This window comes from Halomonas sp. AOP5-B2-8, from assembly GCF_052376475.1.
Taxonomy (GTDB): domain Bacteria; phylum Pseudomonadota; class Gammaproteobacteria; order Pseudomonadales; family Halomonadaceae; genus Vreelandella; species Vreelandella casei.
The window spans coordinates 89,689-114,945 of the sequence record NZ_JBQSVS010000005.1; the positions used below are offsets into that span (position 1 = coordinate 89,689).

A 25,257-nucleotide genomic window follows, 5' to 3' on the forward strand; every position below is an offset into this window, starting at 1 on the left:
TGCAGGCTAGCACTGCCCATGAGCGCAGAGACGTGTACATAAACTGATCGTTATCGTGGCATGTCGCCTAGCTGGATTAACCGTGTCATGCCTGTCGTTTCATCGAAGTATAGTGCTATGCTGAATCGATTCACTTAATGACACAAGGTTTGATCTTCTAGACTTTGGTCTTGCATGCGCTAACTTGCTGATAAACTGCCCGGTCACGCCAAGGGGAACCCTCATGACACTCGCCGATATTGCTCGACTAGCTGGCGTTTCACGCACTACCGCTAGCTATGTGGTGAATGGCCAGGCCGAGCAGCGACGTATCAGTGCCGCCACGATTGAAAAAGTGATGGCGGTGGTGCGTCATCATCGCTACCACATTGATCCGCAGGCGGCAGCGCTGCGCCGAGGCGCGAGCCGCTTGCTGGGGCTTATCGTTCCGGATTTGGAGAACATCAGTTATGCCCGCCTCGCCAAGCGCTTAGAGCGTGGTGCACGGGAGAAGGGCTATCAGCTGTTGATCGTCAGTTCAGATGATTGTGCCGAGAGTGAGCGAACGCTGGCACTGTCACTGCGTGCCCAGCGCTGTGAGGTATTGATAACCGCTAGCTGCTTGCCTAGTGATGACACCTTCTACACCGACCTGATGGAAGAGGGCTGGTGCGTAGTGGGCATGGACCGGGGTTTAAATCCAGCGCTGTTTGCCAGCGTCGTGAGCAATGATCAGGAAGCAGCGACGTTACTGACTCGCTCAGTGATCAGCAAAGTAACCAAGCGCGTGGCGTGGCTTGACGCGATGCCTGATTTATCCATCAGCAGTGAGCGGCGCTCAGGCTTTCAGGATGCTTTGGCGGGCACTGGCATTGAGTCGATTGTGCTGAGTGGTACGAGTTACGAGCGTAGCGAAGGCGCGCACTTAGCCACACAGCTGCTGGATCAGCATGGCAGTGTGGATGCGTTGGTGACGGCGTCCTATGCTTTACTGGAGGGAGTGTTTGATGTGTTCTTGGAGCGCGGTGGATTGCCGGAAGATATTCATTTAGCCACTTTTGGCGACCACCGGCTGCTGGATTTTCTCCCTCAGCCGGTCAACTCGGCGCTGCAGGACTATGACCGCATTGCCGAGTTGACCCTCACCTGTGCGTTATCGGCGGCTAGTGGCGACTATCTCAGCGGACGGCAAGTGGTGGCGCGTCACCTGCGTACCCGCTCCGTATAGTGTTGCGCTACGCATAGTGCTTAAACGGTTCTCGCTTGAGCCCAGGCGTTGGCATCCGGAATCGACATATCGTAGCTTTCGTTCAAGTAAGGCGAGGAAAGCAAAAAGTCTGCGGTGGCTGCGTTGCAGGCGACCGGCACATTCCATAATGCGGCCAAACGCAGCAACGCTTTGACATCCGGGTCGTGTGGTTGCGGCGAGAAGGGGTCCCAAAAAAAGATCAGTATATCCAGGCGCTGTTCCGCGATACGCGCACCAATCTGCTGGTCGCCGCCCAGCGGCCCACTCATGAGCCCTTCTACGCTTAATCCTAAAGCTGTCTTTAAGCGCCCGGCAGTGGTGCCGGTGCCCAAAAGGGTGTGCTGGCTAAGCGTGTCTTTCCAGTGAGTCGCCCATTCGAGCATTTCACCTTTCTTACCATCGTGAGCAATCAAGGCAATTCGTTTACGCGCTTGTAGTGTACGAATAGTCTGGCGGGGCGGCTGCGCATCACTCATGGCATCACTCTCTTTTGAATTTTTAGTATTGGACTACAATAGTGTTTATATAGTAATTTTACTACATATCGAGTTTTCATAAGCCTTTTAAGGCAATTAAGTAGCTATTGGCAGCTTTTTTGAGGTTTAAATACGTATTTTTGGTAATTTTTTTACAGCATGCCTTACTTTTCACCACCGATTTATTGAGGAGCTATCATGACAATAAGAGTTGCGATTAATGGATTTGGCCGTATCGGCCGCAATGTACTGCGCGCCCTTTACGAAAATAGCTACCGCGATCGCATTCAGGTTGTCGCCATTAATGATCTTGGCGATCCGTCGTTAAATTCACACCTGTTGCGTCACGATACCGTTCATGGTCACTTTCCTTTTAAAGTAGAGCATGATGCCGAGAGCATCACTGTCGATGGTGATCGTATCGCGATCTCCTCTGAGCGTGACCCGGCGAATCTGCCATGGGAAGCCATGAAAATTGATTTAGTCATGGAGTGTACGGGATTATTTGCCAAGCGTGAGGCGGCGGCCAAGCATATTACCGCCGGCGCCAAGCGAGTACTGATTTCCTCGCCCAGCCCCGATGCCGACGCGACCATCGTGTATGGCGTGAACGACCATGTTTTAACGGCTGATCACAAAGTGGTCTCCAACGCTTCCTGCACGACTAACTGCCTAGCGCCGGTTGCGAAAGCATTGAACGATGCCGTGGGGATTGAGAACGGTTTGATGACCACGGTTCATGCCTACACTAATGATCAGAATTTGTCGGATGTTTATCACACCGACCCCTACCGGGCTCGTAGCGCAACCCATTCAATGATCCCAACCAAAACCGGTGCAGCGGCGGCGGTAGGGTTGGTGCTGCCAGAGCTGGCAGGCAAATTGGATGGCCTAGCGGTGCGCGTGCCGGTCATTAACGTTTCGCTGGTAGATCTCACGTTCACCGCGAGCCGCGATACGACGAAGGAAGAGATCAACGCCATTGTTGAGAAAGCCGCCGCTAACTCGCCGGTATTGGCCGTGAACGCTGAGCCGCTGGTCTCTATCGATTTCAACCATGATGCCAACTCCTCGACCTTTGATGCCAATCACACTCGCGTGAATGGCCGTTTGGTCAAAGTGATGGCTTGGTATGACAACGAGTGGGGCTTTTCTAACCGGATGTTGGATACCACGCTTGCGATGCAGGCAACGGCCTAATCGTTATTGTTAGGCTTTGAATGCTTACGTATTACCCCTAAATAATGCCCTGAGAATCTGCTCAGGGCTTTTTTTTACATTTTTTTAACATCACTGCATCCAAAAGAGGGTCTCGCGGGTATTCCCTATACAGCCGCTATTTGAGGTGGTTGATAACAACCCTTTTTGGAGACTGAAATGACCATTCAAAACCTGACGCGTACTACACTGGCCGCAGCCCTGATTGCATCCTTCAGTCACGCCGCTTTGGCTGAAACGCCAGCGGACGTACAAGTACCAGACGGCAACACCGTAGCGCTTGAAACCGTTGGCGTTGGCGCTATCACTTATATGTGTGAAACCAATGACTCTGGTGACATGGCTTGGGTTTTCAAAGGCCCACACGCTGCACTTAATGACACCGACGGCACTCAAGTAGGTAGCTATTATGGTCCCCCAGCTACTTGGGAAGCGCTGGATGGTTCTAAAATCACCGGTACTCAGCTAGCCACCGCTGCCAACGGTGATGGCAACATTCCTCTTCAGTTAGTAGAAGCCAACCCAGCTGAAGGCGAAGGCGCGATGATGGACGTTAGCTACATTCAGCGCTTGAACACCGAAGGCGGCGTGGCACCTGACGTCACTTGTGATGCAGATCACGACGGCGCAACTGCAGTAGTTACTTATCAAGCCGATTACATCTTCTGGACTGCTAACTAAGTTTAGCAAAACTAGAGTTCAGTAAGGCTAAGGGGTCGTATCGCGACCCCTTAGCCGCTATGCTGTCTGGACGTGCGACGAGTGGGATCGACGCGTCATCAGGGAGCGAAGGTGTGTCCGATATAGCTAATGAATTTGATCATGATGCCGCATTAATTAAGTGTGCTCGCGGCGATCATGACGCTTTGCATCAACTCTATGCTCATGAAGGTGCAAGACTTTTAGGAGTAGTTTTTAGAATCGTCAAAGATCGCGGCATGGCTGAAGATATTGTCCACGATGCCTGTCTTAATATTTGGCAGCGCGCCGGAAGTTATGATCCTGATAAAGGATCCGCGCGAGCATGGATATTTAGCGTAGCGCGTCACCTGGCATTAAATGCCATCCGCTATCGTGATCGTGAAATTACCTTTGATAGCAACGATCCGACCGAATTAGCCCACGATGAGCATTTCCAGCACGCCTCTGTTGCAGAAGAAGCCTTTGATTGGCAGACCGGTCAACAAATGGATCACTGTTTAAAACAACTTGAGCCGGAGCGACGTAACTGCGTACTCCATGCCTATGTTGATGGCCTCAGTCACGCTGAAATTTCCGCCCATACGGGTGCGCCGCTTGGTACCGTGAAAGCTTGGATTAAACGCAGCTTGCTGCGTCTAAGGGAGTGTATGGCATGACTCGCCCCAGCCAAAATGAATACGAAGACGATTATGCCTTGGCGGGTGAATACGTGCTGGGCACGCTGTCGTTAGCGCAACGCCAAGCATTTGAAGCGCGGCTACCCAATGAGCCTGAATTGCAAAAAGCCGTTATGGTATGGGAAGAGCGTTTCTTGCCCTATACCGCTATTACGACGCCAGTAACGCCTTCTGACTATTTGTGGCCTCGCATTGAGCGCAGCATGACGGCATCAAAAAAACCGTCACTCGCTGCTCGTCCGCTGGCTTCTTCACCACGGCGTCCTTTTTTACGCAGCCTGCCACTTTGGCGCGGCGCTGCAGGGCTTGGGTTAGCTGCTGCACTGGTTATGGGCGTGCTGCTGACAAACCAAGTAAATTCGCCAACCACTCCCGAGTACATGGTGGTGCTGCTAGCCCCGCAAACTCAGTCGGCTGGCTGGGTGGTGCAGGCATCATCACGCCAAGAAATAGAGCTAATTCCTCTCGGTACCTTTACAGTGCCTGAAGGCAAAGCGCTTCAGTTCTGGACCAAAGCAGATGAATGGCAAGCACCGGTCTCGCTTGGTTTAGTCGAACCCGGCAAGCCGATTCGGCTACGCCTGGATGAGTTGCCACCACTGCAAGATAATCAGCTGTTTGAGCTAACGCTTGAAGATGAAAAGGGCTCATCTACCGGACTTCCAACCGGGCCTATCGAATTCATCGGCCGCTCGGTCGAGATTTAGTCTGTATCTATGCGCCTGTTAAAAGAATGTTAAGTCGATTTTTAACAGGCGCATGATAGTTATCCGGTAACCAGCAGCTAAGAGTAAATATATGTGAACGGCTAACGTCGCCAAAACATCGGGGTCATTAGTACCACTACGGTGAGTATTTCTAATCGGCCCATCAGCATGCCAATGCACAGCAGCCATTTTGCGGCGTCAGGCAGCGGGGCAAAGTTACCTGCAGGGCCAATGATGTCACCAAGCCCGGGGCCCACGTTGGTTACCGCCGTGGCGGCACCTGAAAGGGCGGTTACTAAGTCCAGCCCCAGCGCGGATAAGCAAAGTGCCAACACGGCAATGGTAATGAAAAAGAAGAATGAGAAAGCCACCACACTGCGCGAAATATCGTTCGTCACCGGCTGTTGATTATAGCGAGTGGTAAAGATCCCGTTAGCATGGATTAAGTAGCGTAGCTGATTGCGCAGCATCAAAGTGGCAATTTGAAAGCGGAAGATTTTCATCCCTCCGCTGGTCGAGCCGCTACAGCCACCGATAAACGTAAGATAGAAGAAGGCTACCACCGGTAGGGCGCCCCAAAGAGTGTAGTCATCTGAGGCGTAGCCGGTGGTGGTCACTACTGACACAATATTAAATGTCACGTGAGTGACCGCTTCAAAAGGGGCGCTGCCGTGAGTCACGCGCCATGCGCTCAAAATAACGATCGCCACCAGCAGTAGTTTAAGCAGGCCACGCACCTGCTGATCTTGCCATAAGGCACTGCCTGAACCGCGTATGAAGCGTATATAGAGCACAAAGGGCAGCGCACCGCTGAGCATAAATAAACTGGCCATCCACAGCAGCCACGGCCGGTCGGCGTAGGTGCCAAAAGAAGCATCAGAATTAGCAAACCCGCCAGTCGAAAGCGATGACATGCCGTGCACGATGGCGTCCAGCGGCGTCATTCCGCCAAACCAATAGCTAACGCTAGCGATAAGGGTGAGGCTGACATAAATCGTTAGCGTCGCTTTGGCAATTCCACCCGTGCGGGGCATCACTTTATCGGACCAGTCGGATGACTCGGTATGAAAAAGGCGCATACCGCCTACCTTCAAAAACGGTAAAATCGCAATGCCCATCACAATAATGCCGATGCCCCCTATCCACTGCATCAGGCCGCGCCAAAGCTTCAAGCCATCGGAAAAATGTTCAATGCCGACCAGAATGGTCGACCCGGTGGTAGTGATTGCCGAAACTGATTCAAACACCGCATTTGTGAGCGTTAATTGAGGTGCGCCAAGCACTAGCGGTAGGCTGGCAAAGCCGCTAATACTGACCCAGCTGGCGGCAGTGAGAATAAACATCTGCCACGGCTTTAGCTCCAACGATACGCGGTACGTCAATAGCCAAATCAGCGCCGCAGCGCCTAGTATGATCAGTACCGAAATACCAAAGGCCATGGCATCGGGATCATTCTCTATGAGCAATAAGACAAGCGGCACCAGCATAAACAGCGCTAGCACCACCCACAGAATCGAAATGATTTTAAAAACAGGTGCCCAGTGCCGGTACACATCCCTGCTACGATAAAACCACGGTGTCATCGATGTCATATACCCAGCTCGCCATTTAGTACCCTTAAGCATGCGCTAAGAGATCATGGCCTTCCATAAAAAGTCTGTAAAAATGTAAGGCTATTAACAGATAACGTGGGGTTGGCAGGTGCTGATTGTCAGTCACTGTGTTTTTTGTAGTAAAATTACATGAATTATTGCGTACAATGCCTGCTTTACGGTAAATTTTAGGTAATCTAACTACAAGTAGCTGTTTAGATATTAATAGGAGCAACGATGAGCCAGTCTAGTGCTTCACAAAGTATTCCCCTCGGTGACCCTAATCACGCCATTGATCTGGCGCTGTTCGGGGCGCTGGGCGACCTTGCCATGCGCAAGCTGTTCCCTGCCTTATACCATCTAGACCGCGAAGGCTTGATGCCTGAAAGCACCCGCATTATGGGGCTGGCTCGCCAGGAGCACGATGTTGCTGAGTTTCGCGAGCTGGTTAACCTCGCGCTACAGAAGCGACTTAAAAAAGATGAGCAGGATGCAGAGAGCCTAAAGCGTTTTCTTAATCGCCTGGATTATCGGCAGCTGGATTTCACCAAGGTTGATGGTTTTGATGCAATCCGTCAGTGGCGGGAGGGTTCGTCGCAGCCGATGGTGGTTTATCTTTCGGTAGCGGCGCGTATTTACGGCGATATCTGTCGCAATCTTCAGGCCAGTAACAGTGTGAGCGAAAACTCACGGATCATCGTTGAAAAGCCAATTGGCTACGATCTGCAGTCGTCGATTGAGATTAACGACGCCATTGGCGACGTTTTTCCCGAGTCGCGGATTTACCGCATCGATCACTATTTAGGTAAAGAAACCGTACAGAATCTGATTGCACTTCGCTTTGCCAATCCTCTGTTTGGCACCCAGTGGAATCAGAATAATATCTCTCACGTCGAGATTACGGTGGCAGAAAAAGTCGGCATTGAGGGGCGCTGGGGCTACTTTGATGAGGCAGGGCAGCTGCGCGATATGGTGCAAAACCATTTGCTGCAACTGCTGTGCTTAATCGCCATGGACCCGCCGTCCAATTTGGATGCCGATGCGATTCGGGATGAGAAGGTGAAGGTGCTGAAAGCGCTTAAACCCTTTGTTGGCGAAGCGCTTGGGCGTGACGTTGTGCGCGGCCAATATATCGCCGGTAACACCGACGGCAAGTCAGTGCCCGGATATTTGGAAGAAGAGGATGCCAATACACAAAGCCAGACAGAAACCTTTGTAGCCATGAAAACGGAAGTGGCTAATTGGCGTTGGGCTGGGGTGCCTTTCTATCTGCGTACGGGTAAGCGTATGCCGGAGAAACTCTCACAAATTGTCATTCACTTTCGCCAGCAGCCGCACTATATCTTTGATCCAGACCAGCGCGGTATCGCATCAAACAAGCTCATTATTCGCCTGCAGCCCGAAGAAGGCATCGCTCTGCAAGTGCTGACCAAAGACAGTGGCCTAGATAAGGGCATGCGCCTACGTCCCGGGCCTTTGCATCTTGATTTCAATAGCGCCTTTCCCAAATCGCGGATTCCCGACGCCTACGAGCGTCTACTATTAGAAGTCATGAAAGGGCAGCAATATCTGTTTGTGCGTCGCGATGAGATTGAACATTCGTGGCGTTGGTGTGATCAGCTCATCGACGGTTGGAAAAAACGTGAAACACCGCCTCGCCGCTACCCTGCGGGTTCGTGGGGGCCAGTCGCTTCTATTGCGATGATTACCCAAGACGGCCGCAGCTGGTACGAGGATTATTGATATGAGTCAAGCACGCCAACAGCTGGCTGAGCAGCTTGCAGAGGCCGTTTCTCAAGCCCTGCACGAAGACTTAACGCATCACGAGCGGGCCTTGCTGGTGGTGTCGGGTGGCTCCACGCCGTTGCCTTTTTTCACGGCACTGTCGGCGAAGCCACTGCCGTGGGCGCGCGTAGACATCACGCTTGCCGACGAGCGCTGGGTAGACGAACACAGCAGCGACAGCAACGCCAAGTTAGTGCGTGAGCACTTGTTGCAAGGCAACGCCGCGGCCGCCACTTTTTTACCGTTAACCTGTGATGCAGAGACCCCAGAGGAGGGCGTGGAGCATGTTGCTAAGCAGGCTGCTTTGCTTGCTTGGCCAGCTAGCGCGGTGATTTTAGGCATGGGCGGCGATGGCCATACGGCCTCGCTATTCCCCGACAGCCCTGAGCTTACGCTAGCGTTGGCGACAGGCGAGCCGCTGGTGGCGGTAAGAACGCCAAGCCAGTTACAGCCACGAATTACCTTTTCAGCGGATCGCTTACATCAAGCGCGCCGTCATTTTTTGCACATTACCGGTGAGGATAAGCGAGCCGTGCTGGCGAAGGCATTAAATGGCGATGATGTTCGCCAACTGCCTATCCGGGCCTTTTTGTCTTGCCCATTAGCGATTTACTGGGCGCCTTAACGCTTCGCGCTTAGCCACCTATCGGCCGGGCAATAATAGATTTTTGGAGACTCGCACATGACCATTGAAAAACAATTACCGTCTACCCGCACCGCTGAGCTTGATAGCATCTGCCTAAAAGCCGAAGTTATTCCGGTGATTACCGTTGAGCGCTTGGAAGACGCCGTGCCGCTTGGGCGTGCTTTGGTCGAAGGCGGTTTGACCGTACTTGAGGTCACGTTACGTACCGACTGCGCGCTAGAAGCGGTTAAACGCATGCGCGAAGCATTACCGGGTGCCAGCATTGGCGTTGGCACGGTGCTAACACCGGCGCAGTATCGCCAAGCCGAGCAGGTGGGGGCTGACTTTATCGTGACGCCGGGCGCGACAGAAGCGCTGTATCGTTATGGCATTGAAAGCGCAGTGCCAATGTTGCCGGGTGTGTCGACAGTGTCTGAACTAATGACCGGCTGGCAGTACGGCTATCGCCGGTTTAAATTCTTCCCGGCAGAATCTAGCGGTGGAGCGAAAGCGATCAAAGCGTTTGGCGCCCCTATTCCCGAAGCACGTTTTTGTCCCACCGGTGGTATCACGGTAGATAACGCCGATGACTACCTGTCGCTGCCCAACGTAATGTGTGTCGGTGGCTCCTGGCTAACGCCGAAAGCCATGGTAGAGGCGGAAGACTGGGATGGTATTCGTGAGCTGGCCCGTCAAGCGGCCGAGCGTTTTCACCACTAATCAGGCTGCCTCGGCGGGTAGCCGCTAGCGAAGCAACACGCGCCCTAACTGTTTTAAATAACTGTTAGGGTTTTTTTATGGCTTCGTGACGCCTGTTGATCGCTTTGACGGGTATTTAAGACCAAAGACTTATTACTAAGTTATATTTAGCTCGTCTAAAATGATAGCCGATATGTCTGACATTTTGAGTGCGCATCGATTGTGACGTGCGCATCACTGATAACGATGATGAGGTGAGCCCTATGCACGCGTTGACCCTGGCGTCTTTTCTGTTCTTTACAGGATTTGTCGCCTTTATCACTTGGCGAATCACCCGCCGAGATGACCACTCGAGTACCAACGGCTACTTTCTAGCGGGGCGTACCCTAACGTTTCCACTGATCGCCGGTTCATTGCTGATGACCAACCTCTCTACCGAGCAAATGGTAGGGCTCAACGGTGCGGCCTTCACCGATGGCTTGAGCGTCATGGCTTGGGAAGTCGTGGCGGTTATCGCGCTGGTGGCATTAGCACTGTTTTTCCTGCCACGCTTTTTGAAAAGCGGTATAGCAACGCTGCCGCAGCTGCTTGAAATTCGTTTTGATAAAGATACACAGCTGATTACCAACATTATTTTCCTGCTTGCTTATGCTGTTATTCTACTGCCAATCATCCTTTATTCGGGGGCGATAGGGTTGCAGGGCATGCTTGATCTGCAGGGATTAACCGGCATTGAGTCTTCCACGACGTTGCTTTGGTTAACGGTCTGGATCGTCGGCATCATCGGTGCCGTGTATGCACTGTTTGGCGGGCTGCGCACAGTCGCCGTCTCCGATACTCTTAATGGAGTCGGTCTATTGATCGGTGGTTTTGTCATCGTCTATTACGGCCTGCAGGCCGTGAGCGGTGGCACAGGGATTATGGAAGGCTGGAGCATTCTTAAAGAGAGTGATCCTGACAAGCTTAATTCGATTGGCGGCGCCGATCAGCAGGTGCCGTTCTTCACGCTGTTTACCGGCGTATTCCTGATTAACTTGTTCTATTGGAGCACCAACCAGCAGATTATTCAGCGTACCTTTGCCGCGAAAAACCTGGCTGAAGGCCAGAAAGGCGTTTTGCTCACCGGCTTATTTAAGCTTCTAGGTCCGCTTTATCTGGTACTTCCAGGGATTATTGCTTATCACCTTTATGCCGATCAGGGCGTGCGTGCTGATGAAGCCTATGGGCACTTGGTGTTTAACGTATTGCCGCCTTACTTAACAGGTTTTTTCGCCGCGGTAATGGTAGGGGCGATTTTGTCATCGTTTAACTCGGCACTTAACAGCACGACGACTATTTTCAGCTTAGGCATCTATAAAGGTGTGTTTAATAAAGAGGCCACTGAAGCGCAGATCGTGAAATCGGGCAAGGTGTTTGGTTGGATCATGGCGGTTCTTACCATGATCATTGCACCGCTGCTGGCAGGTCAAGAGAGTCTGTTTGGCTATCTGCAGAAGATGAATGCGATCTATTTCATTCCCATTCTGGCCGTCGTGCTGGTGGGGCTACTGACGAAACGCGTTCCTCCCATGGCGGCTAAAATCGCGCTGGTGGGTGGTTGCTTGCTGATTGCCGCCGGCTACTTTGTACCGCCCTTTAACTTGCTGCCACAGGTCATGAACGAGTTCCACTTTGTGGCGCTGGTGTTTGTGCTGTTGGTGGTGACGATGCTAATTATCGGTAAGCTGCGCCCCCGTGAGACTGACTGGGTACAGGAGCATACCGGTGATGTTGACCTAACACCGTGGAAAGGCGCGGTACCCGCTGGTATCGTTTTGGTGGTGTTAGTGATCGTGATGTATATAAGCTTTGCGGGCTAATAGTGGTATCGAGTAACTAGAAAACCAGATACTTCAGCCGCAAGATCAAGGCCCCGCTAGCATATGCTGGCGGGGCCTTCGCGTTATATCAGGCGTAGCGGCAGCTCAGCCAAACCGGCAATGCCAGTGTCTACCGCGTAAAGTGAACCAGCGGTCGGTTCCTGGGCAAGCTGTGCGGCACTAAAGCCTTCCTGGGCCGTGGTGATGTATAGCGTTGTCAGGTTAGGACCTGCAAACGCGGGGCAGGAGGGCTGGCTGACGGGAAGCTCAACGCGAGCAATGATCTGACCCTCATGATCAAGGCGAACCACCTGGCCTGCCCCCCAAAGCGCGAGCCACAGGCAGCCTTCGCTGTCCATTACGGCGCCGTCTGGGTTGCCCAGTACAGATGAGAAATCAGCCCAGGGCACTGGCTCACCCGTTGGCCATCCATCGCGATCTAGCGCCCAGCGCATCACTACGCCGGCAGCGGTGTCGGTAAACCAGGCGAACTCGCCGTTTTCAGAGAAGCAAATGGCGTTGGGAACTGTCAGGTTCGAGCGTAAAAGTGTGAGCTGGCCGCGATGCAGGCGATAAAGACTGCCTGCGCCTTTTTCGGCAGCCTTACCCATGCTGGAAAGCCACAGGCTGCCATGTCGATCAACCCGGGCATCGTTGCTGCGGGTAAGTGGGTTATCGGCTTCGAAGTCACAAAATGTTTCTACGCTGCCGCTGCTAGGGTCGAAGCGGCTTAAGCGATTTTCACCCACTAACAGCAGTCCGCCTTCTTCAAGGGGAGTGGCTAGCGATACCCTATGATCAAGCGGATAATAGCCGCTTTCCCCGCTGCTAGGGGATAGCCAGTGCAGCTGTTTTCCAAGAATATCGCACCAATAAAGGCGCTTATTTTTAGCGTCCCACTGCGGACCTTCACCTAATGTGCAGCGGCAATCAACCGCTAACTCTGCCTGCCACGTTGCAACATGCATGCCTGCGCCCATTGTTGTTAGCTCCCCTTATTGTTCTCCTGCCAACCACGCATCGACAAGGGCTTGCGCCTGTTGCCCCACCTGGGAAGCGCTTTGGCCAGGCTTGTATAGCGCGCTGCCCAGGCCTGCACCGTCAACGCCAGCGGCGCGCCATTGGGCAAAATTATCGATGCCTGCTCCGCCCACCGCATATAGCAGAGTGCCTACCGGTAGCACGGCGCGAACGGCTTTCATGCCCTCTAAACCTACCTGAACGGCGGGGAATAGCTTAAGCCCCGTGGCGCCTGCTTCTAACGCATCGAAGGCTTCGGAGGGCGTGACAATGCCCGGCCAGCTTGCCATACCAAGCCGATGGGTTTCTTCGATGACCGCTGGCTGACAGTTAGGCGATACAATCAAGCGCCCCCCAGCGGCGTGGACGTCGCGCACTTGTGCCGGCGTCAGCACCGTGCCTGCGCCAATCACCGCGCGATCGCCAAATGCATCGACCAATCGGCGGATGCTTTCCAGCGGGCTGGGGGAGTTGAGCGGCACTTCGATTTGCGTAATGCCCGCCGCCAGCACCGCTGCCGCGATATCAACGACTTCATCGGGCGCTACACCGCGTAAAATACCAATCAGAGGCAGCGTCATAGCCAATCTCTCCTTACGTTAATTGTTGCAACCTTAAGTATGCCGATAGTGGTCCAAGCGATTCGCGCGTGCATCAAGTCTTCAGCGCTTGATGCGCAAGGCGTAAACCTGCGAGTACGGCCGTATCGCCATCCATATACTGTGTTTGATAGCCGATAGCATTCAGGGCCAGCGTATAGCGCTGACAAAGCACCTGATTGCCAATCAGAGTAATGGGCTCAGACGCCGGACATGCGTGACAAGCGCCTGAAAGCTCCAGTCCGATAGTCAGTCCTGAAAGCCTTGCCGCGAGTATTGCTGAGCGCGCCTTGCCTAGTGGTAAGGTGCCGTCGAGTAAGTCTTGCGCGCGTAGGCCAAAAAGGCGGCTGCTAAAGGTGGCTGGCGCTTTATGGATCTCGCTGACTGCCGCTATAAACGCGTCGCGGCAAGCCGAATCGTTTAAGTCGTCGCTACCAATAGAGTGCTGTAGAACCGATTGGCGTGCCAGCAGCTGATATGTTTCGCCGGTTAAATAGGTAGTAAATTGCGTGACGGCACCGGATGCCAGCATCGCCCATTTGGCGTGAGTACCGGGCAGGCATGCAAGGCCCGAAAAGCTGGCGTTATCGGCCACCAGGCCCGCCAGTTGGGTTTCTTCGCCGCGCATGACATCAAAATGAGCGGATGCGCTGCGGGTTTGACTCAAGCCAGGCAGCAGATGCACGCGCAGCCGGTCGTTAGACAGCGTAGGGATCACAGCGCCCTGGCTAAGCTGATCAAGGCGCGTGGGCACCGGCAAATAAGCGGCTTCCCGCCACCCTTGTCGAGCCCCGGCCATACCGCACACCATTACGTTGATCTGGCCGCTGTCGGGCAGCCAGTCAGCTACCAGTCGGTGCAGCTCTGCTTCGTACTCATCGGCCTTTAACGACAGCATGCCTTTTTCACTACTGGCATGGGCAATCACGTGGTCGTGCTTATCCAGCCCCCAGGCGCGCAGGTTACTGGAGCCCCAGTCCACGGCAATCCAAGCTAACTGAGGCGCTATTTCTGCAGCGGTTGTTTTCATTTAATTAACCTCATGCTCACCACTCTGCAATAGAGCCGTCTTCGTGCGTCCACACCGGGTTGCGCCAGCGATGGCCAACCTTGGAGCGCTCCTCAACGAACTCTTCGTTGATTTCCACGCCAAGCCCTGGACCTTGGGGAATCGCGCAGAAACCGTCTTCAATGGCGAGAGCTGATTTATCAACCAGGTAGTCGAGTACATCGTTGCCCTGGTTGTAATGAATGCCCATGCTTTGTTCTTGAATAAAAGCGTTGTGGCTCACCGCGTCCAGCTGGAGCGAGGCGGCTAATGTCAGCGGGCCAAGCGGGCAGTGCGGCGCTAGCGCCACATCGTAGGCGGATGCCAGAGCGGCAATTTTAAGACCTTCGCTGATGCCACCACAGTGCGAGATATCGGGCTGAATGATATCAATCATGCCATCAGCGAGCAGGTCGCGAAACTGAAAACGCGTGTGCAGGCGCTCACCCGTCGCCAGCGGATAACCCAAGCCTCCTGCAATATCTTTCAAGCAGGGCAGGTGTTCCGGCGCAACCGGTTCTTCCACAAACATCGGGTGGAATGGCTCTAATTCGCGTAGCAGCGCTTTGGCCATTGGCCGATGTACGCGGCCGTGAAAGTCGATACCAATGCCTACATCAGGGCCCACGGCATTGCGGGCTTCTGCGACCCTGGCCACGGCTTCGTCGACCTTGCGGTGGGAGTCAACAATCTGCATCTCTGGTGTGCCGTTCATTTTGAACGCGGTAAATCCTTTTTCGACCAGCGCTTTAGCACCCGCGCCTACATCGCTTGGGCGATCGCCACCGGTCCAGGCGTACATGCGCATCTTGTCGCGCACGGCACCACCGAGTAGCTGGTGAACAGGCACACCCAGATCGCGACCTTTAAGATCCCATAGTGCCTGATCGATCCCCGCGATCGCGCTCATTAAAATCGGGCCGCCGCGATAAAAACCAGCGCGATACATCATGTTCCAGAGATGTTCGATGCGGTGCGGGTCTTGGCCAATCAGATAGTCAGAAAGCTCATGCACGGCGGCTTCAACCGTGGCGGCGCGACCTTCTACGACGGGTTCGCCCCACCCGTAGCAGCCTTCGTCAGTCTCGATTTTCAGAAATAACCAGCGCGGCGGAACCTGCCAGGTCTTGAGACGGGTGATTTTCATATTCAATCTTCCTCTTAATGATTAACTGACGATGCCAAGATCGATAGCCGTACGGCGAAGGACTTCGTGCGCGGCGGACTCTGCGGCGCTGATGTCTCGGTTGCGTATCGCTTCAAGCACCTGGCGATGGCGTGAAAGGCTGTCGTCTAAGGTGCCAGTGCGGTCTTGCGATCCCCAAACAAGGGCCATGATAGAAGGTCGCAGCAGATGCCCCATTTGCCGCCAGACGAGATTGTGAGTAGCCCGGTAGGTCGCATCGTGAAAAGCGACGTCGTACTCGGCGTGTTCGCCACGTAAATCAGTGCTGGCAGCGGTTTTTTCCATGCCGGCAAAGGCGGTTTCTAGGCGCTCAAGATCTTCAGGTAGGGCTGCCTGAGCCGCTAGCCCAGCCACCATGGGTTCGGCTGAGTAGCGAAAGGCATAGATGGCACGTACTAACTGGGGGTCAATATTGACCAGGCCTGTCATCCACTTGCTCATTAGCGGGTCGAGCAGGTGCCAGTCACCCATCTCGCGAACCAGCGTGCCACGGCCTGCCGTGCGCTCTAATAGCCCCGCCGAGGTGAGAGTGGCTAGCGCGTTGCGAACCTGGTTACGGCTAACCGCAAAGTGTCTAGCGATATCCAGTTCGCGGGGAAAGGCGTCGCCCGGCTGCCAACGGCCTGCTAGCAATGCCTGCGCCAGTAGGCGTGCTAAATGTTCGGCACCACCTGTGTGGGGCGGCAGGGTGTCCAGCGTCATGGCGCGTCTCGTTAATAACCGTATTTAGTTCAGTTTATTAAATGTCTGACATTTCTACAACCAAACGGCTTTAGACATAAGTCGAGCTAAGCTGCACAAAGGGGATAACAGCAGCAATACGTGTTCAATGTTTTATTATTTTGACGATACTCACTCTGTCCCCACATCCATAAAGGGGGCGTTATTAGGGTATTGTCATTGTAAGAGTAAATGGTTAGGCAATAGCGATTAGCGTTTCGCTATGTCATAAAGAAACATTCGTCATGAATATTCGCTAAATATTTGTCAGGTTAAAATGCCAGTAAATCGTCAGTTGATGCTGAAAAAGCTACCCGGGGGCGCGCTCGTCGGTAGTGACTTTAGCATTTGTGAAGCGCCTTCCTTACCCTCTAAAGCACTCCTTCTCGCTCCGAAGTTTATTAGTGTTGATCCGTATATGCGAACGCGGATGCAGCAAGAAGGCTACGGCTATATAGAGCGCTGGAAAGCAGGTAGCGTTATGTCAGGATGGACCCTGGCGGAGGTTGTAGATAGCCGTCATCCAGACTGGCGCGCCGGAGATTGGGCCGTTGGACACTTGCCGATGCAGGATTCTATTGCTCATGATGGTGTCGGTTTATGGCACCGCGCTGGCGTGCTGCCGGCGCCCTTAGAGTTAATGCACCCAATGGGCATGACGGGATTTACGGCATGGGTGGGTATGCTGCATGTCGGACAGCTGGTTTGTGGCGACACCGTACTCGTCTCAGCAGCGGCCGGTGCGGTAGGGTCGATTGCAGCGCAGTTAGCTAAAAACTCTGGCGCTCGCGTCGTAGTAACCGCGGGGCGGCAAGATAAGCGCGATTGGCTGCGAAGTATCGGTTTTACTGAGGTGTTAGATCATTACGCATCTGATTTTGAAATGATGCTTCGTAATGCACTGCCTGGTGGAATAACGCTTAATTTTGAAAACATTGGTGGTCGTGTCTTTCATGCCGCCAATGAACTGATGCGAGAAAACGGTCGAGTAGTTCTCTGTGGCTTAGTAAGCCAGTATCAAGAAAACAATCCTCGCCAAGCGCCATCGAATCTTGCTGAGCTCACTCGTCGTAAAGTGAGCGTCATGCCCTTTACTATTCCCTCCTACCAAAAGTACTTATCCACATTCCATAAGGATATGAAGGTGCGGCTCGATGCAGGCAGCCTGGAGTGGCGACTGAATATCATGCAAGGAGGGCTGGACGCAGTGCCCGAGGCATTGATCGGCGTTTTAGCGGGTGACAATATCGGCAAGCGGCTAGTTGCATGCTGACTGCAATGCTAATCAAACCGCTGACAGATATTTTTTAACGTATAGCAATATCCGCTCGAGTGGGTAGCGCTGCATAGGAGCCTGGCCGGGTCACGGCAAAGGCACCACAGCGGCATGCGGTATCGACTGCTTGGGCAAGAAAGTTGCTATCGCGCTGCCAGTTTTCGTTAATGCCGTGAGCCGAGAGTTCGGCGAGCAGACCACCGATAAAGGCGTCGCCCCCGGCGGTAGTGTCAACGGCGACAACGTTGGGTGGCGCAATGCGCTGATCAATATCGATGCCCTTGAGTACGACGTCGTTGGGACCATCGGTGATCAAAACAATTTTCACTCCCGCCGCTAGCCGTTGGGCTAGCCACGATTCAGCGTCATGATCGGCACGCAGGTAGTCAAGCTCTTCCTGGGAGAGCTTGAGTAGCTCGGCGCCGTCGAGTAGCTGGGTGACAAGGCTGATATCCGCCGACCCCTCAGGCCACAGGTTGTGACGTAAGTTGGCGTCTACGCTGACCAAACAGCCTGCCCGCTTAGCCATGGTGGCCATCGCAAGGGTGACGGCGGCGATGTCGGGGTCGGTAAGGCTGTTACTGCAAAGATGCAAAATGGCGGGGGTCTCGAAAACGCCCGCGGGTAGGTGCTCAAGGCGGTAAAGCAAGTCCGCGGCAGGTGGGCGATAAAAATCAAACGTGCGCTCGCCAGCCTCATCACGGGAAACAAACGCCAGCGCCGTGCGTGCTTGCTTTGTGAATACTACGCCACCCGTATCTACGCCGTGGCTATTAAGCTCTCGCACCAGGAAATGGCCAAACGTATCATCGCCTAGCATGCCTAAAAACTGGCTGGGCACACCTAAACGTGCGCAGGCGACGGCGACATTAGCGGGGGCACCACCGGCATAGGGTGTGAAGGTTTCCTGGGAAGCCGTTGAAACCCCTAAGCGATTGGAGAGCATGTCAACGAGCGCTTCTCCAAATGCGATGACTGGCGTCATAAGCTGCCTCTTATTGAATTTGTTAGAAAACTTCTTCGTTATATAGTGCTTCTGCGGCGCCCAGCAGTCCTGTCCAGGGGGCGGTAACAACCCATATGGGGATATCCGCATTATAAGCACCTATGCGGCCTTTGTTCGCAAAGGCCGTACGTAGCTCGCTTTTCGGCAGCCATTCCAGCAGCCGTGGAAGAATGCCGCCACACAGATAAACCCCGCCGCGCGCGCCCATTGTTAAGGCGGCATCGCCACTAACATCGCCTAAAATCTTAAGAAAACGCAGCAGGGCAGCGGTGGAAAGGCTATCACCTTCATTGGCAGCTGCTGTGACGTCGGCAGGGGTCGTCAGGCGCGGCTCGACACCTTCAATAACGCAGTAGGCTTGATAAAGCTCTAATAAGCCCTGACCGCAAAGTAGGCGTTCAACGCTAACACGCGAACGGCGTTGCTTAAAAATATCTAAAATCGCGCGTTCGGTATCGTCAGTGGGGGCGAAAGTAATGTGACCGCCCTCTGTTGGTAGAGGAATCCAGGCATGTTGACCGGGAAACACGCCAGCAACGCCTAACCCTGTGCCTGGCCCGATGACTAAGCGGGTTGAATGCGCCTGGGGGTTCCCAGGCTGGATCTCTACCAAATCACCTGCCGCCACGTGGGGCACGCCCAGCGCCTGAGCAGTGAAGTCGTTAATGACTTTAAATAGCGATAAGTTCAGCGCTTGCTGAACGTCACCTTTCATAAAGTCCCAGTGGTTGTTCGTCATTTTGACCCGCTCAGCGTGAACCGGGCAGGCGAATGCTAAGCATGCTTCTTGAGGTGCGCCTGCAGCGCTAACGCCTACGCGATTCAGGTAGTCTTGAATCGCGTCTACTACGCCGGGGTAATCGGCGCAGGGCAGGTTTAAAATATCGCGTGGGGCCATTTCACCCGGCGGCACCAGCGCAAAGCGTGCGTTGGTGCCGCCGATGTCGCCGATTAATGCCGGTCGCATCAAGCATCCTCTTGTGAAATGTGCTCCTGCTGGCGAGCGAGATCATCGGCTTCAAACCCACCAAATACCCCGGCGCCTTCTTCGCCGCGCATGGCCAAATGGCGGAAGCCGCCAAACAACTCACGACCCATGCCTACGTGGTAATGATCTAAATTGGCCACCACCAGCTCACGTTTCGCCCAGATAGCGGGATCAACCTTTGCTTCTAGCGTGCCTGCATTCGCATCTAAGCGCACGATGTCGCCATCGCGCAGCTTGGCCAGCGGGCCGCCATCCAAGGCTTCAGGGCTAATGTGAATAGCGGCAGGTACTTTGCCCGATGCGCCTGACATTCGTCCGTCAGTCACCAGCGCTACTTTGTGGCCGCGGTCTTGCAGCACGCCTAAGAACGGCGTCAGTTTATGAAGCTCTGGCATGCCGTTGGCTTTGGGGCCTTGGAAACGTACTACGGCAATAACGTCACGATCCAGTTCGCCTGACTCAAATGCACCTTTCAAATCGTTTTGGTCTTCAAATATTTTGACCGGTGCTTCTACAATGCGATGCTCTTCTGCCACCGCCGACACTTTGATCACTCCGCGGCCCAGGTTGCCTTTCATTACCGTTAGGCCACCAGTGGGTGCGAAAGGCGTTGCGACAGGGCGAAGAACGTCTTCGTCAAGGCTCTTCTCAGGGCCTTCGCGCCAGACAATTTTGCCGTTCTCAATGAAAGGCTCTTGGGTGTAGGCGGTTAAATCGGTGCCGAAGACAGTAGGGATATCGCCATGAATAAGGCCTGCCGCTAACAGTTCGCGGAACAGGTAGCTCATGCCGCCTGCGGCCTGGAAGTGGTTGATATCCGCTTGGCCGTTGGGATAAACCTGCATCAGGCTGGGCGTCACTGCGGAAAGCGCCGTGAAGTCGTCCCAGTTAAGAGTAATGCCGGCAGCAGCGGCCATCGCGATCAGGTGCAGCGTATGGTTGGTCGAGCCGCCCGAGACCAGCAGCCCCACCAGGGCGTTAACGATAGCGCGTTCATCAATCTGTTTATAGAACGGACGATAGTTGCCGCCGGGCTCAGTATTGCGAATGGCTTGCTCGGTGGCGTAGCGGGTCAATGCTTCGCGCATGTCGCTGCCAGGATTAACGAACGACGTGCCCGGCAGGTGTAGCCCCATCATTTCCATCATTAGCTGATTGGAGTTTGCGGTGCCGTAAAAGGTGCAGGTGCCGGGGCTATGGTAAGAGTCGGACTCGGCTTCAAGCAGCTCCGCTCGGCCCACTTTACCTTCTGCGTAAAGCTGGCGGATACGCGCCTTCTCTTTGTTGGGCAAGCCGCTGGGCATTGGGCCTGCGGGCACAAACATGGCTGGCAGATGCCCAAAGCGCGCCGCGCTAATAAATAATCCAGGGACAATTTTGTCGCACACGCCTAAATAAAGAGCGGCATCAAACATATTGTGTGACAGGCCAATGGCTGCAGACATCGCAATCACGTCGCGGGAGAACAGCGACAGCTCCATACCTGGCTGGCCCTGGGTAACGCCGTCACACATCGCCGGCACGCCGCCGGCAAATTGAGCGGTCGAGCCCATATCACGCGCGGCGGCTTTAATAGTTTCAGGAAAAGTTTCAAACGGCTGGTGCGCTGAGAGCATGTCGTTGTAAGACGAAATAATGCCCAGGTTCGCGCTGTTCATCAGCTTAAGCTCGCCCTTATCACGCGGGTTGCAGGCGGCGAAACCGTGAGCCAGATTACCGCAGCTAAGCTCGCCTCGATGCACACCACGCTTGTGCTGATCAGTCATGCGCTGCTCGTAGAGAGCACGACGTTCGGCAGAACGCTCACGAATGCGCTGGGTGACTTCGGCAACAATGGGGTTTAATGGGGCAGGTGTTGAACTCGGCATAGTGACCTCTGCATGATAGAGACGGTGTGTGAGACTTGTAGTTATTTTACATTCTTTGGTGTCGATATAAGAGACTTTACGGCAATAAAAACACTGTTTGTAGTTTTATTACCTCAAATTAGGCCGGAGTACATCGCCAACAATGGCCTCCATGACGTCATAAAATCTAGCCGGAGTGTGAGCGCCGCCCGTGAAATAGCAAGTATAGCACTCGGGCTTTTGCTACCCTTTTATACCTCGCATTTGATTATTGAATGAGCCATCCCTGAGCTGGAGCCCGCATGCATGCCACTGTTAACCGCATTCAACCCGTTAATTTCTTAGCGGGTGAGGAAGCGCGTCGCTATTTAGATACGCTGACTAAGCCTGCCGGCAGCCTGGGTGCGCTGGAAGCGCTGGCGATTCAGCTTAGCGCCATGACGGGCGAGCTAAGGCCCAACGTTGCAGCACCAGCAGTGATTGTCTTTGCGGCAGACCACGGCGTCGCCGCGGAAGGCGTCTCGGCTTTTCCTCAAGCGGTAACCGCGCAGATGGTAGCCAACTTTGTACACGGCGGCGCGGCGATTAATGTCTTCGCCCGGCAGATTGGCGCCCGTGTTGAGATAGTCGATGTTGGTGTGGCAAGCCATCTAACTGAACCCAGCGTGGTCAATGCCAAGGTACGCCATGGCACCGGGAATATGCTGGTGGAAGACGCGATGCAAGCGTATGAGGCCTTGGCCGCGATTGATGCGGGCATTGCGGCCGTTGAGCGAGCCAAAAACGCCGGCACCCATTGCCTGATTATTGGCGAAATGGGCATTGCGAATACCACCGCCAGTAGCGCGATGTTAGCGGCCTTGACCGGCGAATCAGTGGCAGGCCTAGTAGGCGCGGGTACGGGGATTAACAGCGTCCAGCAAGCGCATAAAATCACAGTGATTGAGCGTGCTATTGCCGCACGGCGCGCTGACCCTAAGGCACCTTTTGACGTGTTGGCTAAACTGGGTGGGCTGGAAATTGCCGCCATGACGGGGGCTTACTTGGCGGCGGCTGCCCAGCGGCTACCGGCGATTGTCGATGGCTTTATTGCCACCGTTGCCGCGCTGACCGCTTGCCGACTTTGCCCCGCAGTGCGTGGCTATCTCATTTTTGGTCATCGTTCCCAAGAGCCGGGGCACGATATTGCGTTAGCGGCCTTAGCAGCAAAGCCCTTGCTTGATATGAACATGCGGCTAGGCGAAGGCAGCGGTGCGGCGCTGGCGTATCCGCTACTACAGGCGGCAACCGCCATGATGCGCGAAATGGCCACGTTTGACGCGGCGGGCGTTAGTGACAAGGCGAAGCCATGATCGCTGGCGCCACGCTCGGTGGGGCAGGTTTGATCATGCTGGCCATTATGATTGATTTAATCGTCGGCGATCCGCGCTCGTGGCCGCATCCGGTGGTGTTGATCGGGCGCTTCATTAGCGTATTTGAGCGGCGCTGGAACCGTGGCTCTGCTGCTGCGCGAAGATTTAGCGGATTGCTACTAACGGTCAGCGTGGTGGGCGGCGTATTGGGTGTCAGCTGGCTGTTGCTTTGGGCATTGGCACAGCTGCACCCAGGCTTGGCGCTTATCGCTGAGCTTTGGCTGCTTTCCACCACGCTCGCTATTAAGGGCTTGGGTGATGCGGCGCGCGCCGTTGTCGTGCCGTTGACTAACGGTGATTTACCCGCAGCGCGTCAAGCGCTGAGTATGATTGTGGGGCGCGATACCCACCCGCTAAATGAAGCCGATATTACTCGCGCCACGGTGGAAACCGTGGCAGAAAATACCGTAGACGGCATTGTTGCACCGTTATTTTTTGCTTTCATTGGCGGCGCACCGTTAGCGCTGGCTTACAAGGCGGTGAACACCTTGGATTCGATGGTCGGCTATCGAAACCAGCGCTACAGCGATTTTGGATTTTTTTCTGCCAAGCTAGACGATATCGCCAACTGGCTACCGGCGCGCTTAACGGCGCTGTGTCTGTGGCTTTCAGGCCTGCTATTAAGCACTGCAGGTGTGTTATCTGTGCGCTGGAAAGGTGCGCTGCGCAGTACCTGCCACGATGCGCCGCGCCACCTAAGCCCAAACGCTGGCTGGCCGGAGGCAATGGTTGCCCACTTGCTGGGTGTGCAGTTGGGCGGCACGAGCTTCTACCAAGGCCTAGCATCGCACCGCGCGACGCTAGGCGAACCCATTAACGTGCTGCGGGTTGCACACATCAGCGCCACGGTGCGTTTAATGCACGGTGCGTGGCTGTTGTTTACGCTACTCTTTATTCTTCTAATGATCGTACCGATAGCGATGAAGATGGCTATCTTCTCGGGGGTAATATGAATGAGCTTGAATGGCCCAGCCACGGCGGCCAAGCCGAGGCACTGTTAGCACATTTCAATTTGCCCGCAGATCATCGCCTGGAAGATTTTAGTGCCAACCTTAACCCCATGGGCCCGCCCGCGTGGGTTCGCGATTGGTTGATGGAGCAACTGGCCGGTGTTGAATGCTACCCAGCACCCGATTACCACGCTGCCCGTCAGGCGATTGCCACACATCATCAGCTTCAGCCCGAACAAGTGCTGCTGACCAACGGCGGAGCCGAGGCAATTTTTCTCGCTGCCGCGCTGCATGCCGGCCAGCGAGCCGCCATCATTACGCCCACCTTTGGCGAGTATGACCGCGCTTGTTGCGCTCATCGGCTTTCTGTCACAGCGTTCCCACTGGCCGCGCCGAACTTTACGCTGGCGTGTGATACGCTTCTAGAGGCGTTAGCCGACCACGATGTGCTGTTCCTTTGTCGACCTAATAATCCGACAGCAACGCTTATAGATACCCCGACCATGCTGAGTTTGTTGGAGCGCACCGCGGCGCTTGGTTGTCGCGTGGTGGTTGATGAAGCGTTTATCGATATGGTTGATGACACCCAGCAAACGGCCTCGCTGGCACCTTTGTTAGCGCGCTTTCCGCATCTGATATTGCTGCACTCAATGACCAAGTTTTATACCTTGCCAGGACTTCGTATGGGCTATCTGCTGGCGGATGAAGCCACCATTAGCGCGGCAGAGGCTCATCAGCCACCCTGGAGTGTTAATCATTTGGCAGCCGAGCTGGTAGCGCCGCTGCTCGCAGACGATGCCTTTGCACGACGCACTCAGCGATGGCTTGCCAGTGAGCATCCGCGCATGGCTCAAGCGCTGGCTCAACTAGGGCTGGACGTCGCGCCTAGCCATGCCTGCTTCTTTTTAATTAGGCCCGGCGCCCAGCATGACATTAACTGTGATGCACTGTTTGAACAGCTGCTGCGCCGGGGTGTGCTGGTACGCCACACGCATAACTTTGCCGGGCTAGACGGTGGCTGGCTGCGCGTGGCGCTGCGTGATGCGCCTGCCAATCAACGGCTGATGAAGGTTTTGCATGATTGTCTTTGTTAGCGGCGGGGCGCGCTCAGGTAAAAGCGCCATTGCTGAGCAGCAAGTGCTAAAGGCGGCCGCTGGCAGCCTTTGCTATTACCTGGCCACCGCCAGCGTGTATGACGAGGAGATGGCCGAGCGGGTGGCCCGCCATCGGGAGTCCAGACGCGCGCTGTCACAATCCGTGCAGTGGCAAACCATCGAAGCGCCGCTCGGTATCGATCAAGCGATTGCCGCGCTGCCCGCTAACAGTGTCGTGCTGCTTGATTGCTTAACGCTATGGGCCAGCCAAGTGCTGTATGCCAGTGAGCTGAGTGACGAGGAGGGCTTGACGCTGTTGACGAATAGTCTTTGTGATGCCCGAGCACGCAGCATGCATTTAGTGATTGTCTCTAACGACATCAATGAATCGCTGCCGCCCACCGATGCCGAGACCTGGCGCTACCTCGCGTTTCTGCAGCGCGCTCACCGCTGGGTGGCGGCAGAGTCGGACTCAGTGATAGAGGTGGTGGCAGGCTGCGCGGTGGAGTGGAAACCAGTCAGCGGATGCTATTTATGAACGGG

Annotated in this window: 24 protein-coding genes; 14 read left to right on the forward strand and 10 right to left on the reverse strand. The window is 54.6% G+C overall.

Features of this window, described 5'->3' with window-relative positions; all coding sequences use genetic code 11:
- Positions 1-223 precede the first annotated feature (223 nt).
- The gene (cra, locus tag ACT3RP_RS12990; RefSeq protein WP_441683807.1) at positions 224-1,207 is read left to right on the forward strand and encodes a catabolite repressor/activator; all 984 of its coding nucleotides are present in this window, start codon (positions 224-226) and stop codon (positions 1,205-1,207) included.
- Positions 1,208-1,227: 20 nt separating this feature from the next.
- On the opposite strand, the gene ACT3RP_RS12995 is transcribed toward cra, so the two are convergent.
- The gene (locus ACT3RP_RS12995) at positions 1,228-1,704 is read right to left on the reverse strand and encodes a methylglyoxal synthase (protein WP_483393921.1); all 477 of its coding nucleotides are present in this window, start codon (positions 1,702-1,704) and stop codon (positions 1,228-1,230) included.
- Positions 1,705-1,902: 198 nt separating this feature from the next.
- Between ACT3RP_RS12995 and gap the strand changes: the two genes are divergently transcribed.
- From gap to ACT3RP_RS13015, 4 genes are all read left to right on the forward strand, one after another.
- On the forward strand, positions 1,903-2,904 hold the full coding sequence (gene gap, locus ACT3RP_RS13000) for a type I glyceraldehyde-3-phosphate dehydrogenase (RefSeq protein ID WP_096279377.1): 1,002 nt from the start codon (positions 1,903-1,905) through the stop codon (positions 2,902-2,904).
- 177 nt (positions 2,905-3,081) lie between these two features.
- The gene (locus ACT3RP_RS13005) at positions 3,082-3,603 is read left to right on the forward strand and encodes a DUF3455 domain-containing protein (RefSeq protein WP_096279379.1); all 522 of its coding nucleotides are present in this window, start codon (positions 3,082-3,084) and stop codon (positions 3,601-3,603) included.
- 113 nt (positions 3,604-3,716) lie between these two features.
- Complete coding sequence (locus tag ACT3RP_RS13010) at positions 3,717-4,280, forward strand: sigma-70 family RNA polymerase sigma factor (protein ID WP_096279381.1); 564 nt, start codon at positions 3,717-3,719, stop codon at positions 4,278-4,280.
- Positions 4,277-5,008 carry an anti-sigma factor gene (locus tag ACT3RP_RS13015; RefSeq protein WP_483393922.1) on the forward strand — a complete coding sequence of 244 codons (732 nt, stop codon included), beginning with the start codon at positions 4,277-4,279 and terminating at the stop codon, positions 5,006-5,008. Before ACT3RP_RS13010 ends, ACT3RP_RS13015 begins: the two co-directional genes overlap by 4 nt.
- Positions 5,009-5,109: 101 nt before the next feature.
- On the opposite strand, the gene ACT3RP_RS13020 is transcribed toward ACT3RP_RS13015, so the two are convergent.
- On the reverse strand, positions 5,110-6,600 hold the full coding sequence (locus tag ACT3RP_RS13020) for a TrkH family potassium uptake protein (RefSeq protein ID WP_483393923.1): 1,491 nt from the start codon (positions 6,598-6,600) through the stop codon (positions 5,110-5,112).
- Between the two features lie 237 nt (positions 6,601-6,837).
- Here ACT3RP_RS13020 and zwf point away from each other — a divergent pair, with 237 nt between their 5' ends.
- From zwf to ACT3RP_RS13040, 4 genes are all read left to right on the forward strand, one after another.
- Complete coding sequence (gene zwf, locus ACT3RP_RS13025; protein WP_483393924.1) at positions 6,838-8,343, forward strand: glucose-6-phosphate dehydrogenase; 1,506 nt, start codon at positions 6,838-6,840, stop codon at positions 8,341-8,343.
- A gap of 1 nt (position 8,344) precedes the next feature.
- Positions 8,345-9,010, forward strand: coding sequence for a 6-phosphogluconolactonase (gene pgl, locus ACT3RP_RS13030; RefSeq protein ID WP_483393925.1), 666 nt, complete (start codon positions 8,345-8,347; stop codon positions 9,008-9,010).
- Positions 9,011-9,067: 57 nt separating this feature from the next.
- The gene (locus ACT3RP_RS13035) at positions 9,068-9,730 is read left to right on the forward strand and encodes a bifunctional 4-hydroxy-2-oxoglutarate aldolase/2-dehydro-3-deoxy-phosphogluconate aldolase (RefSeq protein ID WP_096279391.1); all 663 of its coding nucleotides are present in this window, start codon (positions 9,068-9,070) and stop codon (positions 9,728-9,730) included.
- A 242-nt stretch (positions 9,731-9,972) separates the two neighbouring features.
- Positions 9,973-11,568 carry a solute:sodium symporter family transporter gene (locus ACT3RP_RS13040; RefSeq protein WP_441683795.1) on the forward strand — a complete coding sequence of 532 codons (1,596 nt, stop codon included), beginning with the start codon at positions 9,973-9,975 and terminating at the stop codon, positions 11,566-11,568.
- Between the two features lie 83 nt (positions 11,569-11,651).
- Here the strand turns inward: ACT3RP_RS13040 and ACT3RP_RS13045 are convergent, their stop codons facing one another.
- From ACT3RP_RS13045 to ACT3RP_RS13065, 5 genes are all read right to left on the reverse strand, one after another.
- The gene (locus ACT3RP_RS13045; RefSeq protein WP_483393926.1) at positions 11,652-12,536 is read right to left on the reverse strand and encodes an SMP-30/gluconolactonase/LRE family protein; all 885 of its coding nucleotides are present in this window, start codon (positions 12,534-12,536) and stop codon (positions 11,652-11,654) included.
- Between the two features lie 27 nt (positions 12,537-12,563).
- Positions 12,564-13,169 carry a 2-dehydro-3-deoxy-6-phosphogalactonate aldolase gene (locus tag ACT3RP_RS13050; RefSeq protein ID WP_483393927.1) on the reverse strand — a complete coding sequence of 202 codons (606 nt, stop codon included), beginning with the start codon at positions 13,167-13,169 and terminating at the stop codon, positions 12,564-12,566.
- Positions 13,170-13,242: 73 nt separating this feature from the next.
- A complete protein-coding gene (locus ACT3RP_RS13055) occupies positions 13,243-14,217 on the reverse strand; it encodes a 2-dehydro-3-deoxygalactonokinase (RefSeq protein WP_441683790.1) in 975 nt (324 codons plus the stop codon).
- A 16-nt stretch (positions 14,218-14,233) separates the two neighbouring features.
- A complete protein-coding gene (dgoD, locus tag ACT3RP_RS13060; protein WP_096279399.1) occupies positions 14,234-15,382 on the reverse strand; it encodes a galactonate dehydratase in 1,149 nt (382 codons plus the stop codon).
- Between the two features lie 21 nt (positions 15,383-15,403).
- On the reverse strand, positions 15,404-16,123 hold the full coding sequence (locus ACT3RP_RS13065; RefSeq protein WP_096279401.1) for a FadR/GntR family transcriptional regulator: 720 nt from the start codon (positions 16,121-16,123) through the stop codon (positions 15,404-15,406).
- A gap of 295 nt (positions 16,124-16,418) precedes the next feature.
- Between ACT3RP_RS13065 and ACT3RP_RS13070 the strand changes: the two genes are divergently transcribed.
- Complete coding sequence (locus ACT3RP_RS13070; protein ID WP_483393928.1) at positions 16,419-17,414, forward strand: zinc-binding dehydrogenase; 996 nt, start codon at positions 16,419-16,421, stop codon at positions 17,412-17,414.
- A 34-nt stretch (positions 17,415-17,448) separates the two neighbouring features.
- Here the strand turns inward: ACT3RP_RS13070 and ACT3RP_RS13075 are convergent, their stop codons facing one another.
- The 3 genes from ACT3RP_RS13075 to edd are packed head-to-tail and all read right to left on the reverse strand — an operon-like array spanning position 17,449 to position 21,279.
- On the reverse strand, positions 17,449-18,402 hold the full coding sequence (locus ACT3RP_RS13075; protein WP_483393929.1) for a carbohydrate kinase family protein: 954 nt from the start codon (positions 18,400-18,402) through the stop codon (positions 17,449-17,451).
- Between the two features lie 22 nt (positions 18,403-18,424).
- A complete protein-coding gene (gene glk / locus ACT3RP_RS13080) occupies positions 18,425-19,390 on the reverse strand; it encodes a glucokinase (protein WP_483393930.1) in 966 nt (321 codons plus the stop codon).
- Positions 19,390-21,279: a phosphogluconate dehydratase gene (gene edd, locus ACT3RP_RS13085; RefSeq protein WP_483393931.1), complete on the reverse strand. Its 1,890-nt coding sequence runs from the start codon at positions 21,277-21,279 to the stop codon at positions 19,390-19,392. Before edd ends, glk begins: the two co-directional genes overlap by 1 nt.
- 281 nt (positions 21,280-21,560) lie before the next feature.
- Between edd and cobT the strand changes: the two genes are divergently transcribed.
- The 4 genes from cobT to ACT3RP_RS13105 are packed head-to-tail and all read left to right on the forward strand — an operon-like array spanning position 21,561 to position 25,252.
- On the forward strand, positions 21,561-22,610 hold the full coding sequence (cobT, locus tag ACT3RP_RS13090) for a nicotinate-nucleotide--dimethylbenzimidazole phosphoribosyltransferase (protein ID WP_483393932.1): 1,050 nt from the start codon (positions 21,561-21,563) through the stop codon (positions 22,608-22,610).
- Positions 22,607-23,623 carry an adenosylcobinamide-phosphate synthase CbiB gene (gene cbiB, locus ACT3RP_RS13095; protein ID WP_483393933.1) on the forward strand — a complete coding sequence of 339 codons (1,017 nt, stop codon included), beginning with the start codon at positions 22,607-22,609 and terminating at the stop codon, positions 23,621-23,623. The genes cobT and cbiB overlap by 4 nt, the downstream gene beginning before the upstream one ends.
- A complete protein-coding gene (cobD, locus tag ACT3RP_RS13100; RefSeq protein WP_483394031.1) occupies positions 23,620-24,714 on the forward strand; it encodes a threonine-phosphate decarboxylase CobD in 1,095 nt (364 codons plus the stop codon). The genes cbiB and cobD overlap by 4 nt, the downstream gene beginning before the upstream one ends.
- Entirely contained in the window at positions 24,698-25,252 is a 555-nt protein-coding gene (locus ACT3RP_RS13105; protein WP_483393934.1) for a bifunctional adenosylcobinamide kinase/adenosylcobinamide-phosphate guanylyltransferase, read from the forward strand. The genes cobD and ACT3RP_RS13105 overlap by 17 nt, the downstream gene beginning before the upstream one ends.
- Positions 25,253-25,257: the final 5 nt, after the last annotated feature.

Coding starts and splice junctions, on each gene's coding strand:
- zwf (WP_483393924.1), top strand. CDS start 6,838: ATGAGCCAGTCTAGTGCTTCACAAAGTATTCCCCTCGGTGACCCTAAT.
- ACT3RP_RS13065 (WP_096279401.1), bottom strand. CDS start 16,123: ATGACGCTGGACACCCTGCCGCCCCACACAGGTGGTGCCGAACATTTA.
- gap (WP_096279377.1), top strand. CDS start 1,903: ATGACAATAAGAGTTGCGATTAATGGATTTGGCCGTATCGGCCGCAAT.
- edd (WP_483393931.1), bottom strand. CDS start 21,279: ATGCCGAGTTCAACACCTGCCCCATTAAACCCCATTGTTGCCGAAGTC.
- ACT3RP_RS13075 (WP_483393929.1), bottom strand. CDS start 18,402: ATGACGCCAGTCATCGCATTTGGAGAAGCGCTCGTTGACATGCTCTCC.
- cbiB (WP_483393933.1), top strand. CDS start 22,607: ATGATCGCTGGCGCCACGCTCGGTGGGGCAGGTTTGATCATGCTGGCC.
- ACT3RP_RS13045 (WP_483393926.1), bottom strand. CDS start 12,536: ATGCATGTTGCAACGTGGCAGGCAGAGTTAGCGGTTGATTGCCGCTGC.
- ACT3RP_RS13020 (WP_483393923.1), bottom strand. CDS start 6,600: ATGACATCGATGACACCGTGGTTTTATCGTAGCAGGGATGTGTACCGG.
- glk (WP_483393930.1), bottom strand. CDS start 19,390: ATGCGACCGGCATTAATCGGCGACATCGGCGGCACCAACGCACGCTTT.
- cobT (WP_483393932.1), top strand. CDS start 21,561: ATGCATGCCACTGTTAACCGCATTCAACCCGTTAATTTCTTAGCGGGT.
- ACT3RP_RS13070 (WP_483393928.1), top strand. CDS start 16,419: ATGCCAGTAAATCGTCAGTTGATGCTGAAAAAGCTACCCGGGGGCGCG.
- ACT3RP_RS13040 (WP_441683795.1), top strand. CDS start 9,973: ATGCACGCGTTGACCCTGGCGTCTTTTCTGTTCTTTACAGGATTTGTC.
- ACT3RP_RS13015 (WP_483393922.1), top strand. CDS start 4,277: ATGACTCGCCCCAGCCAAAATGAATACGAAGACGATTATGCCTTGGCG.
- ACT3RP_RS12995 (WP_483393921.1), bottom strand. CDS start 1,704: ATGAGTGATGCGCAGCCGCCCCGCCAGACTATTCGTACACTACAAGCG.
- ACT3RP_RS13035 (WP_096279391.1), top strand. CDS start 9,068: ATGACCATTGAAAAACAATTACCGTCTACCCGCACCGCTGAGCTTGAT.
- ACT3RP_RS13055 (WP_441683790.1), bottom strand. CDS start 14,217: ATGAAAACAACCGCTGCAGAAATAGCGCCTCAGTTAGCTTGGATTGCC.
- ACT3RP_RS13105 (WP_483393934.1), top strand. CDS start 24,698: ATGATTGTCTTTGTTAGCGGCGGGGCGCGCTCAGGTAAAAGCGCCATT.
- pgl (WP_483393925.1), top strand. CDS start 8,345: ATGAGTCAAGCACGCCAACAGCTGGCTGAGCAGCTTGCAGAGGCCGTT.
- cobD (WP_483394031.1), top strand. CDS start 23,620: ATGAATGAGCTTGAATGGCCCAGCCACGGCGGCCAAGCCGAGGCACTG.
- ACT3RP_RS13005 (WP_096279379.1), top strand. CDS start 3,082: ATGACCATTCAAAACCTGACGCGTACTACACTGGCCGCAGCCCTGATT.
- dgoD (WP_096279399.1), bottom strand. CDS start 15,382: ATGAAAATCACCCGTCTCAAGACCTGGCAGGTTCCGCCGCGCTGGTTA.
- cra (WP_441683807.1), top strand. CDS start 224: ATGACACTCGCCGATATTGCTCGACTAGCTGGCGTTTCACGCACTACC.
- ACT3RP_RS13050 (WP_483393927.1), bottom strand. CDS start 13,169: ATGACGCTGCCTCTGATTGGTATTTTACGCGGTGTAGCGCCCGATGAA.